The sequence below is a fragment of the Stenotrophomonas sp. 28608_Sma genome (genome assembly GCF_056486185.1).
On the sequence record NZ_CM151308.1, the window covers coordinates 387449 to 402500 of the forward strand.

The 15052-nt window shown below is 68.4% G+C and carries 13 protein-coding genes; 3 read left to right on the forward strand and 10 right to left on the reverse strand.

Annotated elements, in window-relative coordinates:
* Window positions 1–81: 81 nt before the first annotated feature.
* The 8 genes from ACZLHH_RS01730 to pyrE all read right to left on the reverse strand — a co-directional run bounded on the left by ACZLHH_RS01730 (window position 82) and on the right by pyrE (window position 9539).
* The gene (locus tag ACZLHH_RS01730; RefSeq protein WP_004153862.1) at window positions 82–795 is read right to left on the reverse strand and encodes a response regulator transcription factor; all 714 of its coding nucleotides are present in this window, start codon (window positions 793–795) and stop codon (window positions 82–84) included.
* Entirely contained in the window at window positions 776–3436 is a 2661-nt protein-coding gene (locus ACZLHH_RS01735) for a sensor histidine kinase (RefSeq protein WP_049462164.1), read from the reverse strand. The genes ACZLHH_RS01730 and ACZLHH_RS01735 overlap by 20 nt, the downstream gene beginning before the upstream one ends.
* Before the next feature lie 51 nt (window positions 3437–3487).
* Window positions 3488–4138 (reverse strand): potassium-transporting ATPase subunit KdpC, encoded by a 651-nt coding sequence (kdpC, locus tag ACZLHH_RS01740; protein ID WP_049462163.1) that lies wholly within the window; start codon window positions 4136–4138, stop codon window positions 3488–3490.
* Window positions 4135–6192 (reverse strand): potassium-transporting ATPase subunit KdpB, encoded by a 2058-nt coding sequence (kdpB, locus tag ACZLHH_RS01745; RefSeq protein WP_049462162.1) that lies wholly within the window; start codon window positions 6190–6192, stop codon window positions 4135–4137. The genes kdpC and kdpB overlap by 4 nt, the downstream gene beginning before the upstream one ends.
* 10 nt (window positions 6193–6202) lie before the next feature.
* Window positions 6203–7912, reverse strand: coding sequence for a potassium-transporting ATPase subunit KdpA (gene kdpA / locus ACZLHH_RS01750; protein ID WP_049462161.1), 1710 nt, complete (start codon window positions 7910–7912; stop codon window positions 6203–6205).
* Between the two features lie 12 nt (window positions 7913–7924).
* Window positions 7925–8017, reverse strand: a complete 93-nt coding sequence (locus ACZLHH_RS01755; RefSeq protein ID WP_005407770.1) for a potassium-transporting ATPase subunit F — start codon at window positions 8015–8017, stop codon at window positions 7925–7927.
* Window positions 8018–8191: 174 nt separating this feature from the next.
* Window positions 8192–8860 carry a hypothetical protein gene (locus ACZLHH_RS01760; protein ID WP_049462160.1) on the reverse strand — a complete coding sequence of 223 codons (669 nt, stop codon included), beginning with the start codon at window positions 8858–8860 and terminating at the stop codon, window positions 8192–8194.
* 19 nt (window positions 8861–8879) lie between these two features.
* On the reverse strand, window positions 8880–9539 hold the full coding sequence (gene pyrE / locus ACZLHH_RS01765) for an orotate phosphoribosyltransferase (protein WP_010486876.1): 660 nt from the start codon (window positions 9537–9539) through the stop codon (window positions 8880–8882).
* A gap of 162 nt (window positions 9540–9701) precedes the next feature.
* Between pyrE and ACZLHH_RS01770 the strand changes: the two genes are divergently transcribed.
* From ACZLHH_RS01770 to ACZLHH_RS01780, 3 genes are all read left to right on the forward strand, one after another.
* Window positions 9702–10502, forward strand: coding sequence for an exodeoxyribonuclease III (locus tag ACZLHH_RS01770; RefSeq protein WP_032128444.1), 801 nt, complete (start codon window positions 9702–9704; stop codon window positions 10500–10502).
* Window positions 10499–11872, forward strand: coding sequence for a muropeptide MFS transporter (locus ACZLHH_RS01775; RefSeq protein WP_049462159.1), 1374 nt, complete (start codon window positions 10499–10501; stop codon window positions 11870–11872). Before ACZLHH_RS01770 ends, ACZLHH_RS01775 begins: the two co-directional genes overlap by 4 nt.
* Window positions 11873–11950: 78 nt before the next feature.
* Window positions 11951–12181 (forward strand): hypothetical protein, encoded by a 231-nt coding sequence (locus ACZLHH_RS01780; RefSeq protein ID WP_005420465.1) that lies wholly within the window; start codon window positions 11951–11953, stop codon window positions 12179–12181.
* 70 nt (window positions 12182–12251) lie between these two features.
* Here the strand turns inward: ACZLHH_RS01780 and ACZLHH_RS01785 are convergent, their stop codons facing one another.
* Together ACZLHH_RS01785 and ACZLHH_RS01790 are read right to left on the reverse strand one after the other, a co-directional pair.
* On the reverse strand, window positions 12252–13379 hold the full coding sequence (locus ACZLHH_RS01785; RefSeq protein ID WP_080356531.1) for an anhydro-N-acetylmuramic acid kinase: 1128 nt from the start codon (window positions 13377–13379) through the stop codon (window positions 12252–12254).
* 65 nt (window positions 13380–13444) lie between these two features.
* Window positions 13445–14917, reverse strand: coding sequence for a M23 family metallopeptidase (locus ACZLHH_RS01790; protein WP_032128447.1), 1473 nt, complete (start codon window positions 14915–14917; stop codon window positions 13445–13447).
* Window positions 14918–15052 lie beyond the last annotated feature (135 nt).

The following is a 15052-nucleotide window of genomic DNA, read 5'->3' on the forward strand; positions in this document are numbered from 1 at the left end:
ATCGATCGGGTAGTGCCGGCCGCTGGCCGGCAACCACAGGATGGTTCTGGGGTTCAGGAGGTTGCCGGCCAGCGGCCGGCACTACCCCTTGAACCGCAAGCCCACGCCCGGTTCGGTGAACAGGTAGCGCGAATCCAGCGCTGAATCACCCAGCTTGTGCCGCAGCTTGCCGACCAGGATGCGCAGGTAATGGGTGTCGTGCTGGTGGGTCGGGCCCCAGATCTCCTGCAGGATCTGGGGCTGGGTCACCACCCGCCCGGCGTTGCGTAGCAGCAGCGACAGCAGCGCGTACTCCTTGCGGGTCAACGCTACCGGCTCGCCATCCAGCGCCACTTCACGGCGGACCAGGTCCACATGCAGGTGGCCGTCGTCGAATACCGGCGGCGTGCCATCACTGGGCACGCTGCGCGTGCGCAGCAGCGCCCGCACCCGCGCCATCAGCTCCTGCGTGCCGAACGGCTTGGTCACGTAGTCATTCGCGCCGGTATCCAGCGCACGCACCTTCTCCGCCTCGCCGGCACGCACGGTCAGCATGATCACCGGCACCTGGCTCCACTGCCGCAGTTGTTCCAGCACCTCGTGGCCTTCCATGTCCGGCAGGCCGATATCCAGGATCACCAGATCCATGTCCTCGCTGGCGGCCAGCTGCAGGCCTTCCTGGCCGGTGGCGGCCTGCCGCACCTGGTAGCCCTGCGCGCGCAGGCTGATGTCCAGGAACCGGCGGATCTGGGTTTCATCATCGATCACCAGCACGCGCGCGGCCGGCACGCTGGCATCAATCGGGGTCGGGCTCATCGTGGGAGGCTGGCTTGAGCAGGGGCAGGGTGATGCGGATCAGGGTACCGCGACCGTCGCGTCCGGGCAGCGCCTGCACGCTGCCGCCATGTGCGCCGATCATGCCCTGGCAGATGGTCAGGCCCAGGCCGGTGCCATGGCGGCCACGGTCACCGCGCTCCACGCTGTAGAACATGTCGAAGATGCGCGCACGCTCGTCGTCGGGAATGCCGGGGCCGGCATCGATCACGTCGATGCGCAGCTGGCCGTCCAGTTCGCGCGCCTGCACCTGCACGGCCGCATCCGGCGGTGAGAACTTGGCCGCGTTTTCCATCACGTTGAACACCGCCTGTTCGACCAGCGCCGGGTGTACCCAGATCGGCGCCAGCGTGGCCGGAATGTCCAGCTCCAGCCGCACCTTCGGCTGGTAGCGCTGCAGGCGCCGTGCGGCCGAGCCGATCAGTTCGTCCACGCCGATCCAGTCGCGGTTGATCTTCAATCCCTCGTGGCCGAGGCGGGTCATGTCCAGCAGGTTCTGGATGTAGCGGTCCAGCCGTTCGCCCTCGACCAGGATGGTGTCGAGCAGGGCACGGCGATCGGCCGTATCCATTGCCGCACCATAGCTGGCCAGGCTGTCGGCCGAGCCGATCATCGCCGCCAGTGGCGAGCGCAGGTCGTGCGACACCGAAGAGAGCAGCGCCGAGCGCAGTCGCTCGGTCTCGTTGCTGACGTGCGCCTGCTCCAGTTCGGCCACCAGCCGCGTGCGCAGCGCGGCCTGCGCGATGTCATCGACCATTGCTTCGGCCAGCTGCCGTTGTTCGGGCAGCAGGCGCGCCTGTGCGCCGGGCAGGTACAGGCCGGCCACGCCGATCGCGCGGTCCTCGCCATCCAGCAACGGCAGGAACCACCACTGCGCGCCGGCCAGGGTGTCGGTGAAGCGGCCACTGGGCTGGCCATGGCGCAGCGCCCAGTCGGCGGCGGCCAGGTCGGTGTCGCCGGGCTGGCTGCGGCCACCGGTTGCGGTATCGGCGCCGATCCGCAGCCACGCCGGCACGTCCATGGCCTGTTCCAGTGCATGCCGACCCGCCTGCGCCACCTCGCCGTTGCCGGCGGCACTGGCCAGTTGGCGGCCCAGCTGCTGGCGCGCACGCGCATGGCGATTGGCCGCGCGCAGCGCGATCACCTGCATGCGCAGGCGCGAGGCCAGGCGCCCGGCCACCAGTGCCGCGGCCAGGAACAGGAACACGGTGATCACGCCCTGGCGTGCACCGATGGCGAAGGTGAAGCGCGGCGCGATGAACAGGAAGTTGTAGGCGAGGAAGCACAGGATCGCCGCCATCACCGCCACGCTGGCGCGCGTGCGCGCAGCGACCAGCACCACCGCCACGATGAACACCATCGACAGATCGGCCATGCCCACCCAGCGTTCGGCCAGCCATGCCACCGCACAGGCCAACGCGGTGGCGATCAGTGCCTGCGCCGGTTCGTAGCTGATGCCGCGCACCGGCGGCAGCAGGCCCTCGCGGCGCGAGCGCGCACGTGCCTGCGGCGTGCTGATGATGGTGATCTCGTAATGCGCGCCGCGCTGGATCAGCTGCTGGGTCAACGTTCGGTTGAACATCCGCGCCAGCGGGCGCTCGCGGGTCCGCCCCAGCACCAGGGTGGACACGCCGTTGTGCGCGGCGTGGTCGAGCAGGGCGTCGGCGATGCTCGATCCGTGCAACAGCTCGGCGTCGCCGCCCAGCCGCCGTGCCAGGGCGAAGGCCGCATCGATCTCGCGCTGGGTCGCCTCGTCCTGGCGTCGTCCCTGCACGGTCACCACGGTCCATGGTGCGTCGCGGCGTTCGGCGATGCGTCGCGCCACGCGCACCAGGTATTCACTCTGGCCGCCGCCGTCGATCGCCACCAGCACGCCGCGGCGCAGCGGCAGGTTGCTCTCGCCACGGGCAGCGCGTGCCTCACGCAGGCTGCTGTCGACGCGATCGGCGGCCTCCTGCATTGCAAGTTCGCGCAGTGCGGTCAGGTTGGCCGGCGAGAAGAACGCCTGCAGCGCCTGCGCGGCCTGTTCGGGCACATAGACCTTGCCCTGCTGCAGGCGCGCGATCAGTTCGCGTGGCGGCAGGTCGACCAGCACGATGTCATGCAGGCGGTCGAGCACGCCGTCCGGCACGGTCTCGCTCACGCGTACGCCGGTGATCCGCATCACCACGTCGTTGAGGCTTTCCAGGTGCTGGATGTTGACCGTGGTCCAGACGTCGATGCCGGCGTCCAGCAGCTCCATCACATCCTGCCAGCGCCGCTCATGGCGGCTGCCCGGCGCATTGCGGTGGGCCAGTTCGTCCACCAGTACCAGCGCCGGATGCCGTGCGAGCACGGCATCCAGATCCATCTCCTGCAGGATGTGGCCGTGATAGGCCACTGCCTTCAGCGGCAGCTGTGGCAGGCCCTCCAGCAGCGCCTGGGTATCGGCGCGGCCGTGGGTTTCCACCAGGCCCACCACCAGGTCGACACCGCGGCGCAGCTGTTCCTGTGCGCGGGTCAGCATGGTGTAGGTCTTGCCCACGCCCGGCGCCGCACCGAGGAACACAGTCAGCTTGCCGCCGGCTTCGCGTTGCAGGCCTTCGACCAGGGCATCGGCCTGGCGGGTACGCGCATCAGTCATGGGTGCCGCTGTCATGGCCGCCATTGTGCGCGCAGCCGGTGCAGGTCGGTATCACGGTGCCTTGGCCGCGTGGTCCAGCGCGAAGTTCAGCGTCACCACGTTCACCCGCGGCTGGCCGAACAGGCCCCACTGGCGACCTTCGGTATGCGCCTGCACCAGCGCCTGCACGCGTTCCACCGGCAGGCCACGGGCACGTGCCACGCGTGCCACCTGCAGGCGCGCCGCCGCCGGCGACAGCTGCGGATCCAGGCCGCCGGCGGACTGGGTGACCAGGTCCGCTGGCACCTGCGCCGGGGCGACACCTTCGCGCGCGGCCACTGTAGCCGTGCTGGCGGCAACACGCTCGGCCAGGGCCGGGTTGCTGCGCGCCATGTTGGAACCGGCCGCGGCCATGGGGTCGTAGTTGGCTGCCGACGGACGTGCCTGGAAGTAGCCGTCACCGGTGAACGGCTGCGACAACCATGCCGAGCCGCGTACCTGGCCGTTGCCATCGCGCAGCAGGCTGCCCTCGGCCTGGGTCGGGTAGGCCAGGCCGGCAAAACCGGTGGCGATACCGGCGTAGACCGCACCGGCCAGCAGCAGGGTGGCCAGGCCCAGGCCGATCGCCGGGCGCCAGCTGGCGCCGTCCTGCAGGCTGGCCACGCGGGCCTCGGCCTTTTGTTCGCGCGGAAGGGAAGATGAAGTGGAAGCAGTACGGTTCATGCGCCGAATACCAGGACAAGAAGAAGGTCGATCGCCTTGATCGCTGCGAACGGCAGCAGCACGCCGCCGAGGCCGTACACCAGCATGTTCCGGCGCAGCAGTGCGGTTGCAGTGGCCGGGCGGAAGCGCACGCCACGCAGGGCGAGCGGGATCAGGGCGGGAATCACCAGAGCGTTGAAGATCAGCGCTGCCAGCACCGCGTTGCGCGGGCTCGACAGCTGCATCACGTTCAAGGCGGCCATGGTCGGAACGGCCGCGGCGAACAGCGCCGGCAGGATCGCGAAGTACTTGGAGACGTCGTTGGCCAGCGAGAAGGTGGTCAGCGCGCCGCGGGTGATCAGCTGCTGCTTGCCCACTTCCACCACCGCCAGCAGCTTGGCCGGGTCCGAATCGAGGTCGACCATGTTGCCGGCCTCCTTCGCCGCCTGCGTACCGGAGTTCATCGCCAGACCGATGTCGGCCTGCGCCAGCGCTGGCGCGTCATTGGTGCCATCGCCGACCATCGCCACCAGGCGGCCACCGGCCTGCTCCTGGCGGATGCGTGCCAGCTTGTCTTCCGGGCGCGCCTCGGCGATGTAGTCATCGACGCCGGCCTCGGCAGCGATCGCGGCGGCGGTCAGCGGGTTGTCGCCGGTGATCATCACCGTGCGGATGCCCATCGCCCGCAGCTGCGCGAACTTCTCGCGCATGCCGTGCTTGACCACGTCCGACAGCTCGATCACGCCCAGCACGTGGCGGCCCTCGGCCACCACCAGCGGGGTGGCACCGTTGCGTGCGACCTGTTCGACGCGACCGGCCAGTTCCGCCGGCACGTTGCCGCCCAGCGCCTGCACGTGGGTGCGGATCGCATCGGCGGCGCCCTTGCGGATCTGCCGCCCATGTTCCAGATCCACGCCGGACATGCGGGTCTGCGCACTGAACGCCAGGTACTCGGCGTGGTCCGGTTCGGCGGTGGCACAGCCCTGTTCGCGCGCCAGGCGCACGATCGATTTGCCTTCCGGGGTCGGGTCGGCCAGCGAGGACAGCAGTGCCGCCTCGCGCAGCTGGCTGGCGTCGATGCCGGCCAACGGATGGAAGTGGCTGGCCTGGCGGTCGCCGTAGGTGATGGTGCCGGTCTTGTCCAGCAGCAGCACGTCGACGTCGCCGGCCACTTCCACCGCCTTGCCCGACTTGGCCAGCACGTTGGCGGCCAGCGCACGGTTCATGCCGGCGATGCCGATGGCCGGCAGCAGGCCGCCGATGGTGGTCGGGATCAGGCACACCAGCAGCGCGATCAGCAGCAGCGGATCGACCTTGACGCCGACGGCGGCACCAATGGCCGGCAACGTGGCCACCACCACCAGGAAGGTCAGCGTCATCGCCGCCAGCAGCAGGGTCAGCGCGATCTCGTTCGGGGTCTTCTGGCGGTTGGCGCCTTCCACCAGCGCGATCATCCGGTCCAGGAAGCTGTGGCCCGGCTCGGCGGTCACCCGCACGATGATCTGGTCGGACAGCACCTTGGTGCCACCGATCACACCGGAACGGTCGGTACCGGCCTCGCGCAGCACCGGTGCCGATTCGCCGGTCACCGCCGCTTCGTTGATGGTGGCCAGGCCCTGCACGATCTCGCCATCGGCCGGCACCAGTTCACCGGCGCTGACGATCACATGGTCGCCCGGGCGCAGTTCGGCGGCCGGCACCTGGGTTTCGGCGGCGCCCGGCTGCGGCGCCGCCAGCCGGCGTGCCACCAGGTCCTGGCGGGCACGCCGCAGCGAGGCGGCCTGGCCACGGCCACGCGCTTCGGCCACCGCTTCGGCGAAGTTGCCGAACAGCACGGTCACCAGCAGGATCACGGTCACTGCCAGGCCGAAGCCCAGCGGCGCATTGCCGGTCAGAGTGACGATCGCGGCGACGATTGTGCCGGCCATCACCACCGCCATCACCGGGCTGCGCACCAGATGCATCGGCGACAGCTTGCGCACCGCTTCGACCAGCGCACGGCGCAGGCCGGCGCCATCCAGCAGGGCAGGGCGCGCTGCATGGGTATTACGGGTTGAGCTTGCTTGGGTACTCATCAGGGTGTCCTTAGTGCAGTCCCAGGCTCAGGTGGTCGGCGATCGGGCCGAGTACCAGCGCCGGCATGAACTGCAGCACGGTCAGGATGACGATCACCGAGACCAGGGTCAGGGCGAAGGTCGGGGTTTCGATCTGCAGGCTGCCGGCAGACTCCGGGGCCTGGCGCTTGGCAGCCAGCTGTGCGGCCACCACCAGCGGAATGATCAGCAGCGGGAAGCGGCCCAGCAGCAGTACCAGCGAGCAGCTCAGGTTCCACCACAGCGTGGCGTCACCCAGCCCTTCGAAGCCCGAGCCGTTGTTGGCGTAGGCCGAGACGTACTCGTAGAAGACCTGGCTGATGCCATGGAAGCCGGGGTTGGAGGTGCCCGCCAGGCCGGGTACGGCCAGGGTGATCGCAGTGAACACCAGCAGGGTGATCGGCTGCAGCAGCACCAGCAGGGCCAGCAGGCGCACCTGTGGCGTCTCCAGCTTGCGGCCGAACAGTTCCGGCGTGCGCCCGGTCATCAACCCGGCCAGGAACACACCCAGCAGCAGGTACACGATGAACTGCTGCAGGCCACAGCCGATGCCGCCCCAGATCGCGCTGACCAGCATGTTGACCATCGCGATGCCGCCACTCAGCGGTGCCAGCGAATCGTGCATGCCGTTCACCGAGCCGTTGGAGACCTGGGTGGTCACCGCCGCCCACAGCGCGGTGCCATCGGCGCCGAAGCGCACTTCCTTGCCTTCCATCAGCAGCGGCGTGGCGGCGCTGGCGCTATGTCCTTCGCTCCACATCATCGCGCCGGTGGAAAGCAGCGACATGCCCAGCATGCAGCTGAACACCAGGGCGCCGAAGCGACGTCGGCCGGTGAACGCACCGATCATGAAGATCACCGCCATCGGCACCAGCAGGATGCCGACGATTTCCAGCGCATTCGACAGCGGGGTCGGGTTCTCCAGCGGGAAGCTGCTGTTCGGCCCGTACCAGCCGCCACCGTTGGCGCCCAGCTGCTTGGCTGCGACCATCGCCGCGACCGGGCCCAGCGGCAGCTTCTGTTCGGCCATGCCGGCGCTGGCGTCGATCGGCGTGGCCTGCGGCCCACCGGTCATCGTCGACGGCACGCCCTGGCTGGTCAGCACCAGCGTCCACACCAGGCACAGCGGCAGCAGGAAGCGCACGCACAGGCGCACCACGTCCACGTAGTAGTTGCCCACCGCCACCTGGCGGTCATCGCCGGTACCCGTCGCCACCGCAGCCTGCGGCGCACGCGAGAACAACGCCCGCAGCGTCGCCACTGCCAGCGCCAGGCCCATCATCGGCGTCACCACCTGCAGGCCGGTGATGCCGGTCATCTGCGAGAGATAGGACAGCTGCGCCTGGCCAGAATAGTGCTGCTGGTTGGTGTTGGTCAGGAACGAGATCATCGTGTGCAGCGCGGTGTCCCAGCGCATGTTCGGGATCTGGTCCGGATTCAGCGGCAGCCAGGCCTGGGTCATGAACACCGCCTGGGTCAGTACCGCGACCACCACGTTGCTCAGCACGAAGGCCAGCACGTAGCCGCGCCAGGACATCGAGCGCGACGGATCGACCCCGAACACCCTGTACAGCGGCTTCTCGATCCAGTGGAACAGCACGTCGACCTTCATCGGAGTGCCACGCATCACGCGGGCCAGGTACAGGCCCAGCGGCCACGCCAGCAGCAGGCTGGCGGCAATAATCACAAGCATCTCAGTCATGGCCGGCTCCGCTCAGAACGACTCGGGCCGCAGCACGACATAAAGGAGATAGGCGGCGGCGACCAGCACCAGCACGCCACACAACAACGACAGCCAGGGGGACATTGCAATAGCGTCCTGGTGGAACCCCTCCACCTCAGGCCGTCATCGTCGTCCTGCCGCCCATAAACGCACTACGCGCCGGACCGGGCCGACGCGTAAAGAGTGCATAAATTCCGTGGTCCAATCCGTAACCAGGCCCTGGGTAGCGCCGGGCCATGCCCGGCGGCGGGAGCGTGGTCAGCCCGCCGGAGCCTGGCTCGCCGACACCAGCCCCTTCAGCTCGCGATAGCGCTGCAGGGTGCTGTCGATCTCGGCCTTCAACGCCTGCTGCTGCTGCAGGAACCCGGCTTGCAGCCGTTGCTGCGACTGCAGTTGCACGTGCCGCTGGCGGATCGCCTCGGCCTGCTTGTCGGCCACCTTGCCACCGACCAGTTCGCGGTCACCTGCGGCCGCCAGCAGCGCCACCAGCGACTCACGCAGGCTGGTGACGTTGTACTCGGCGGTCTTCAGGTTGTTGTCCAGCACTTCCTGGCGCTCGGCGAACACCCGGCGCAGGTCGTCCTCGCTGCCATAGGTGGTCAGCATCGCCTGCTCGGTGCGCTGGCGGGTCTGCGCGGCCATCAGGTCCAGCTGCTGCTGCGCCGCCTCCGTGCTGGCGGCGGCGCGCTCTTCGTCGGTCAACGCGCGCTGGACCTGCGCATTGCGCAGGCCGCTCCTCGCGTTGAACTCCTCGCGGGCATGGTTGACCGCGTCGGCCGGCAGCGAATCACTGCAGATCCGCTCCTTGCCCTCGTTCCAGCAGTACAGCTTCTTTTCCGTCTTGCCGCTGTCGCGCGACTGCGCCGGTACGGTGAACGGCACGGCCAGCAGCAGGCCGGCAAAGAGCACAGCAGGAACTCGGGACATGACCTTTCCCCTGGGTCGGTCAGCGGATCGAACGGACGCCGTACTGGGCCCGGTAGGCTTCCAGCGGCTGCCGGTAACCCACAAGTTCCGGGTTGCCGGAGGCGAAATCAAGCAGGTCGGCCAGCGACGCCACGGCGATCACCGGAATGCCGGCCTCTTCGGCCACCGACTGTGCCGCCGAACGGCGATCGGTTTCCGAAGCGATCTCCTGGCGGTCCAGTGCCACCACGATGCCGGCCGGGGTGCCACCGGCGGCGCGGATGATGCCCAGCGCTTCGCGGATCGCGGTACCCGCAGTGATCACGTCGTCGACGATCAGCACGCGCTTGCCGTTCATGTCGGCGCCGATCAGCTGGCCGCCTTCACCGTGGTCCTTGGCTTCCTTGCGGTTGAACGACAGCGGCAGGTCACGGCCACGCTGGGCCAGCTCGCAGGCCATCGCGGTGGCCAGCGGAATGCCCTTGTAGGCGGGGCCGAACACCACGTCGTACTTGATCCCGGTGGCATCGATGGCATCGGCGTAGCAGGCGCCGAGCTGCGACAGCAGCGAACCGGAGTCGAAACGACCGGCGTTGAAGAAATAGGGGCTCAGCCGGCCGGACTTGAGGGTGAACTGGCCGAAGCGCAGGGCGTCGGCGGTCAGGGCCAGCTGCAGGAAACGGTGGCGGTGGTCGCTCATCAAAACTCGATTCATCTTCATTTGGAGCACAAATCCTAATCCAGCTGGGCGTTTCGCGCTCGTCCGGGGCCCTGTGAAGGGTGTCGCGGCCCGGCCTGGCGGACTGCGCAGCCCCGCAGGCAACCGGTATGCTTGCCCGGTTTCCCGCCGCAGGTCCCCCGCATGCGCATCATCAGTTTCAACGCCAATGGCATCCGCTCCGCCGCAACCAAGGGCTTCCTCGACTGGTTCCGGTCCCAGGACGCCGACGTCCTGTGCATCCAGGAGACCAAGGCCCAGGAAGACCAGCTGACCGACCCGATGTTCCGCCCGGACGGCCACCACTGCTTCTACCGCGACGCCATCACCAAGAAGGGCTACAGCGGCGTGGCGATCTACAGCAAGCGCGAGCCGGACCAGGTGATCACCTCGCTCGGCTGGGCCCCGTTCGACGACGAAGGCCGCTACATCGAGGCGCGCTACGGCAACCTCAGCGTGGTCTCCTTCTATATCCCGTCGGGCAGCTCGGGCGACCTGCGCCAGGGCTTCAAGTTCGAAGTGATGGAATGGCTGCGGCCGATCCTCGAGGAATGGGCGCGCAGCGGCCGCGACTACGTGCTGTGCGGCGACTGGAACATCGTGCGTTCGGCGCTGGACATCAAGAACTGGAAGTCCAACCAGAAGAACTCCGGCTGCCTGCCGGAAGAGCGCGACTGGCTCAATGCCCTGTGCGCCGACCATGGCCAGGCCACCGATGTCGCCGCCGGCCGTGGCTGGGCTGACGCCTACCGCCTGCTCAACCCCACCGGCGAGGACTACACCTGGTGGAGCAACCGCGGCGCTGCCCGCGCCAACAACGTCGGTTGGCGCATCGACTACCAGTTCATCACCCCGGGCCTGCGTGACCGCCTGCGCAGCTGCTCGATCTACCGCGACGAGCGCTTCTCCGACCACGCGCCGTTCATCGTGGACTACGACCTGTGACCGAGGCTGCCAAGCCGCGTCGGCCGTGGCAGCAGGTGGTGTCCAACCTGAGCCAGCGCAAGGTGCTGGCGATGCTGCTGCTCGGCTTCAGTTCCGGCCTGCCGATCTATCTGGTGGGCAACACGCTCGGCTTCTGGATGCGCAAGGAAGGCATCGAGCTGAGCACGATCGGTTTCCTGTCATGGGTCGGGCTGGCCTACACCATGAAGTTCCTGTGGGCGCCGATCGTCGATAAGACCGACGTGCCTCTGTTCGGTCGCTTTGGCCGCCGCCGTGGCTGGATGCTGCTGTCGCAGCTGGTCGTGGTGGTGGGCCTGGTCGGCATGGCGCTGGTCCAGCCCAAGGGGGGCCAGATCCAGTTCCTGGGTATCGCCTGGCAGCACATCGTCGTGTTCGGCGTGATGGCCGTGATCGTGGCGTTTGCTTCGGCCACCCAGGACATCGTCATCGATGCCTGGCGCATTGAAAGTGCTGACAACAGCGAGCAGCTGGGCCTGCTGACCTCATCCTCGGCGCTGGGCTATCGCACCGCATTGCTGGTCACCGATGCGCTGATCCTGATCATCGCGGCCCGTGTCGGCTGGCAGGTCTCGTACGAGATCATGGCCGTCCTCATGGCGCTTGGCGTGGTGGCCGTGATCATGGCCCGTGAGCCCGCGCGGGAAGTGGCTGCCGTGCAGGCTCAGGCGACCTCGCTGTGGACGCCGCGGGGCCTGTTCGACGCCGTGGCGGGGCCGTTCATCGCCTTCGTCCGCGAGCATCGTAGTGGTGCGATCCTGATCCTGGTGGCCATCAGCGTCTATCGCATGGCCGACTTCGTCATGGGGCCGATGGCCAACCCGTTCTACGTCGATCTCGGCCTGGACGAGGACACCGTTGGCGCTGTACGTGGCTCGGTGGGCCTGGTCGCGACCTTCGTCGGCATTGCTGCGGCGGGCCTGGTCTCGGTTCGCTGGGGAGTGCTGGCGGCGCTGATGGTGGGCGCCGTGCTGGGTCCGGCCTCCAACCTGGCGTTTGCCTGGCTGGCCTATTCGGGCCCGGACACCACCCATTTCGCGGTGGCCATGGCAATCGACAACTTCGCCAGCGGTTTCGCCGGTACGGCGCTGATCGCCTATATGTCGAGCCTGACCAGCATCGGATACACCGCAACCCAGTACGCGCTGCTGAGTTCGTTCTACGCGATGCCCGGCAAGGCGCTCAAGGGGCTCTCGGGGTGGTCGGTACAGACGCTCGCGCAGGGCCGGACGCTGCTGGAAGGCTACGCGCTGTTCTTCGTCGGTACCGCGCTGGTGGCGATCCCGGTGGTGATCCTCTGCGCTCTGTTGATCGTGCAGCAGCGCCGTCGCCAGGCCGCAAGCGCCGCCTGATTGCCTGCCCGCCCGGTCTGCGGGATCATCGCCCCCGACGCGCCGAGGGGGCGGTGCCTTGCGAACGGGGAAGTGAGCATGGCCGACGTTGTGCTGCGGGACCTGGACCCGCTGCTGCTGGAACGTATCCGACGTGTCGCGGTTGCCCGCGGCTGGACCCACGAACAGACCTGCGCCGCTTTGCTGGAGCAGGGCCTGTTCAGCAGTGAACTGGAGGTCCGCTCCGGCTTCGGCGATCCCGAAGTGGACGCGCTCTCCGACGCCATCGCCGCCCTGCAGGCCCTGCCCGCAGGGCAGGGCTTCGATTAGTGCCCATGTAGCGTCGAGCCACGCTCGACCGCCGTTCCCGGTAGATCCACGCCATGCGTGGATGATCACCTCACGCCAGGTGGATCGCCCCCAGGATCCGCGGCCCCGTCGCCCCGGTCACGCTCGGCAGGTTGCCGGCCAGCCCGTCCATCGTCCGCTGCGCCAGCCAGGCGAAGCCCATCGCTTCCACGTACTCCGGGTCCAGCCCATGCACCGCGCTGCACTCCACCTGCACCCCCGGCAGCCGTGCAGCCAGCCGCTTCATCAGGTGCCGGTTGCGCACCCCGCCGCCGCAGACCAGCAGGCGCCGGGTCTGCGGCTGCTGCGCCAGCAGCGCATCGGCCACCGTTGCCACGGTCAGCTCCAGCAGGGTGGCCTGCACATCGGCGGCAGCGTACTGGCCTTCGCCCATGTGGGCCTCGGCCCAAGCCAGGTGGAACTGTTCGCGGCCGGTGCTCTTCGGCGGCGGCAGCGCGAACCACGGCTCCGAACGCCAACCCGCCAGCAGGCTCTCGTCCACCGCGCCACTGGCGGCATACGCGCCGTCGGCATCAAAGGTGCGGCCGGTGTGGCGCTGGCACCAGGCATCCATCAGCGCGTTGGCCGGGCCGGTATCGAAGCCACGCACCGCGCCTTCGCGTGGGATCAGGGTCAGGTTGGCGATCCCGCCCAGGTTGAGCACGGCACGGTCTTCATCAGCCGTGCCCAGCATGCCGAGGTGGAAGGCCGGCATCAGCGGCGCACCATGGCCTCCGGCTGCCACGTCGCGGCGGCGGAAATCACACACCGTGGTGATCCCGGTCAGCTCGGCGATGCGGTTGCCGTCGCCCAGCTGTACGGTGAAGGCCGGATTGGCCAGCGGACGATGGCGCACGGTCTGGCCGTGCGAGCCGATCGCGCGGACCTGGCTGCGGTCCACACCGGCCTCGGCCAGCAGTTGATTGGCGGCTTCAGCGAAGCTGATCGCGATCCGCGCGTCCAGTTCGCCCAGCTCCTCCAGCGAGTCCAGCGGGCCCCCTTCGCCCAGTGCCACCAGCCGCGCCCGCAGCACCGGCTCCCAGCGGGCGGTCAGCCCATGCACGAAGCGGCAGCCACCAATGGCGGGGAACTGCACCAGCGCGGCATCGATGCCATCGGCGCTGGTGCCCGACATCAGGCCAAGGTACAGGGGGGCGTCAGCGTCGGCAGTCGTGTTCATGGCAGGCATAAAAAAAGGACGCGGCAAGCTTGGGCTGCCGCGTCCTTCTTCGTCAACGCAGGGGCTCAGCCGCGCTTGCGGCCGGTTGCCTGCTTGTCCTTGGCGCTGGCCACCTCGGGGGCGGCCTCGTCGCGGCTGGTCGGTGCCGGGCTGGCGTCGGCGTAGATCAGCTTCTCCATGCCCTGGATGCGCGCCATCGCCGGTGCGGTCTGCGCGCGGAAGGCGACCAGCTCGGCGCCCTTCAGCGGCTCCGGCGGCGGCATGGTCACGGTCAGCGGGTTGCGGTGCTCGCCGTTGACGCGGAATTCGTAGTGCAGGTGCGGGCCGGTCGCCAGGCCGGTCGAGCCGACATAGCCGATCACCGTGCCCTGGGCCACGCGCTGGCCGGTCTTGATGTTCGCAAAGCGCGACATGTGGCCGTACAGGGTGGTGTGGCCGCGGCCGTGGTCGAGGATCACCACGTTGCCGTAGCCGCGCTGCACCCCGGCGAACTGCACGCGGGCGTCGCCGGCGGCCATGATCGGGGTACCGGTGCGCGCGGCGTAGTCCACGCCCTTGTGCATGCGCATCTTGCCCAGCACCGGGTGCTTGCGCGCGCCAAAGGTCGAGCTCAGCCGCGCGAACGGGATCGGCATGCGGATGAAGCTCTTCTTCAGCGAACGGCCGTTGATGTCGTAGTACTCGGACTTGCCGTTGCGGTCGAAGCGGAAGCCGGAATAGGTCTTGCCACCGGTGGTGAAGGTCGCCGCCAGGATCTTGCTGGTGTCCACCTTCTCGCCTTCGCGCCAGGTTTCATCCATCACCACGCTGAAGCGGTCGCCCGGCTGCAGGTCCTTCGAGAAGTCGATGTCATACTTGAAGATGTCGTCGGTCATCGTCGCGATCGCCGACGGCGACAGCCCGGCGCGCCGGGCCGCGGCATACAGCGAGCTGGTGATCTCGCCGCTGGTGACCACCGTGCGCGTGGAGGTCTCGCGTTTGGTCACCTTCTCCTTGATGTCATCGCCGGCCAGGCTCAGTTCCACCCGGTTGTCGGCATCGCGATCGAAGCGGATGCTGCGCAGGTCACCGGACAGCGGCATGTCGAAGGCGATCTCGGCACCCGGGCGCAGCTTGGTCAGCGCCTCACGCGCACCTGGGTGGTCCAGTACCCGGTGCAGGGTGGTGGCCGGAATGCCGGCCTTGTCGAACAGGTCGCTCAGGGTCTGGCCGCGCTGCACCCGCAGCACCTGCCAGCTGTCTCCGGGCACCTGCTGCTGGCGGGCCATGGTCAGCGGCGGCAACGGCAGCGCCAGGCTGGTGTGGCTGTCGGCGAAGGGCGCGTCGATGGTGTGCGAGAAGCCGGGGACGATGGTCGCCACCAGGGCGCCGATGGTCGCGAACAGGCTGGCATGCATCCAATGACGGCGGGTCCAGCGCTCATTGAAGGCGGCGGGAAGATGTTGCCTGAGCTTCCGATGCAGGGCGTTGTCGTGCAGGACGTGGAGGCGTTCCTGGAAGCGCTGCTTGCGTGCGCGCCCTTGTTCGGAATTGTGCATCGGCGGTTTTTTCCTGGCAGCCCGGGAGCGCGGGCCTGATCGCCGGTTACCATAGACACCTGAGAAAACCGCGTCAAACCCTTGTGCCCATTGGCTTTTGTGAAGCCAATCGGGTTAACTTTGCTTTAACACCCC

Coding starts and splice junctions, on each gene's coding strand:
- ACZLHH_RS01730 (WP_004153862.1), bottom strand. CDS start 795: ATGAGCCCGACCCCGATTGATGCCAGCGTGCCGGCCGCGCGCGTGCTG.
- ACZLHH_RS01735 (WP_049462164.1), bottom strand. CDS start 3,436: ATGACTGATGCGCGTACCCGCCAGGCCGATGCCCTGGTCGAAGGCCTG.
- kdpC (WP_049462163.1), bottom strand. CDS start 4,138: ATGAACCGTACTGCTTCCACTTCATCTTCCCTTCCGCGCGAACAAAAG.
- kdpB (WP_049462162.1), bottom strand. CDS start 6,192: ATGAGTACCCAAGCAAGCTCAACCCGTAATACCCATGCAGCGCGCCCT.
- kdpA (WP_049462161.1), bottom strand. CDS start 7,912: ATGACTGAGATGCTTGTGATTATTGCCGCCAGCCTGCTGCTGGCGTGG.
- ACZLHH_RS01755 (WP_005407770.1), bottom strand. CDS start 8,017: ATGTCCCCCTGGCTGTCGTTGTTGTGTGGCGTGCTGGTGCTGGTCGCC.
- ACZLHH_RS01760 (WP_049462160.1), bottom strand. CDS start 8,860: ATGTCCCGAGTTCCTGCTGTGCTCTTTGCCGGCCTGCTGCTGGCCGTG.
- pyrE (WP_010486876.1), bottom strand. CDS start 9,539: ATGAGCGACCACCGCCACCGTTTCCTGCAGCTGGCCCTGACCGCCGAC.
- ACZLHH_RS01770 (WP_032128444.1), top strand. CDS start 9,702: ATGCGCATCATCAGTTTCAACGCCAATGGCATCCGCTCCGCCGCAACC.
- ACZLHH_RS01780 (WP_005420465.1), top strand. CDS start 11,951: ATGGCCGACGTTGTGCTGCGGGACCTGGACCCGCTGCTGCTGGAACGT.
- ACZLHH_RS01785 (WP_080356531.1), bottom strand. CDS start 13,379: ATGAACACGACTGCCGACGCTGACGCCCCCCTGTACCTTGGCCTGATG.
- ACZLHH_RS01790 (WP_032128447.1), bottom strand. CDS start 14,917: ATGCACAATTCCGAACAAGGGCGCGCACGCAAGCAGCGCTTCCAGGAA.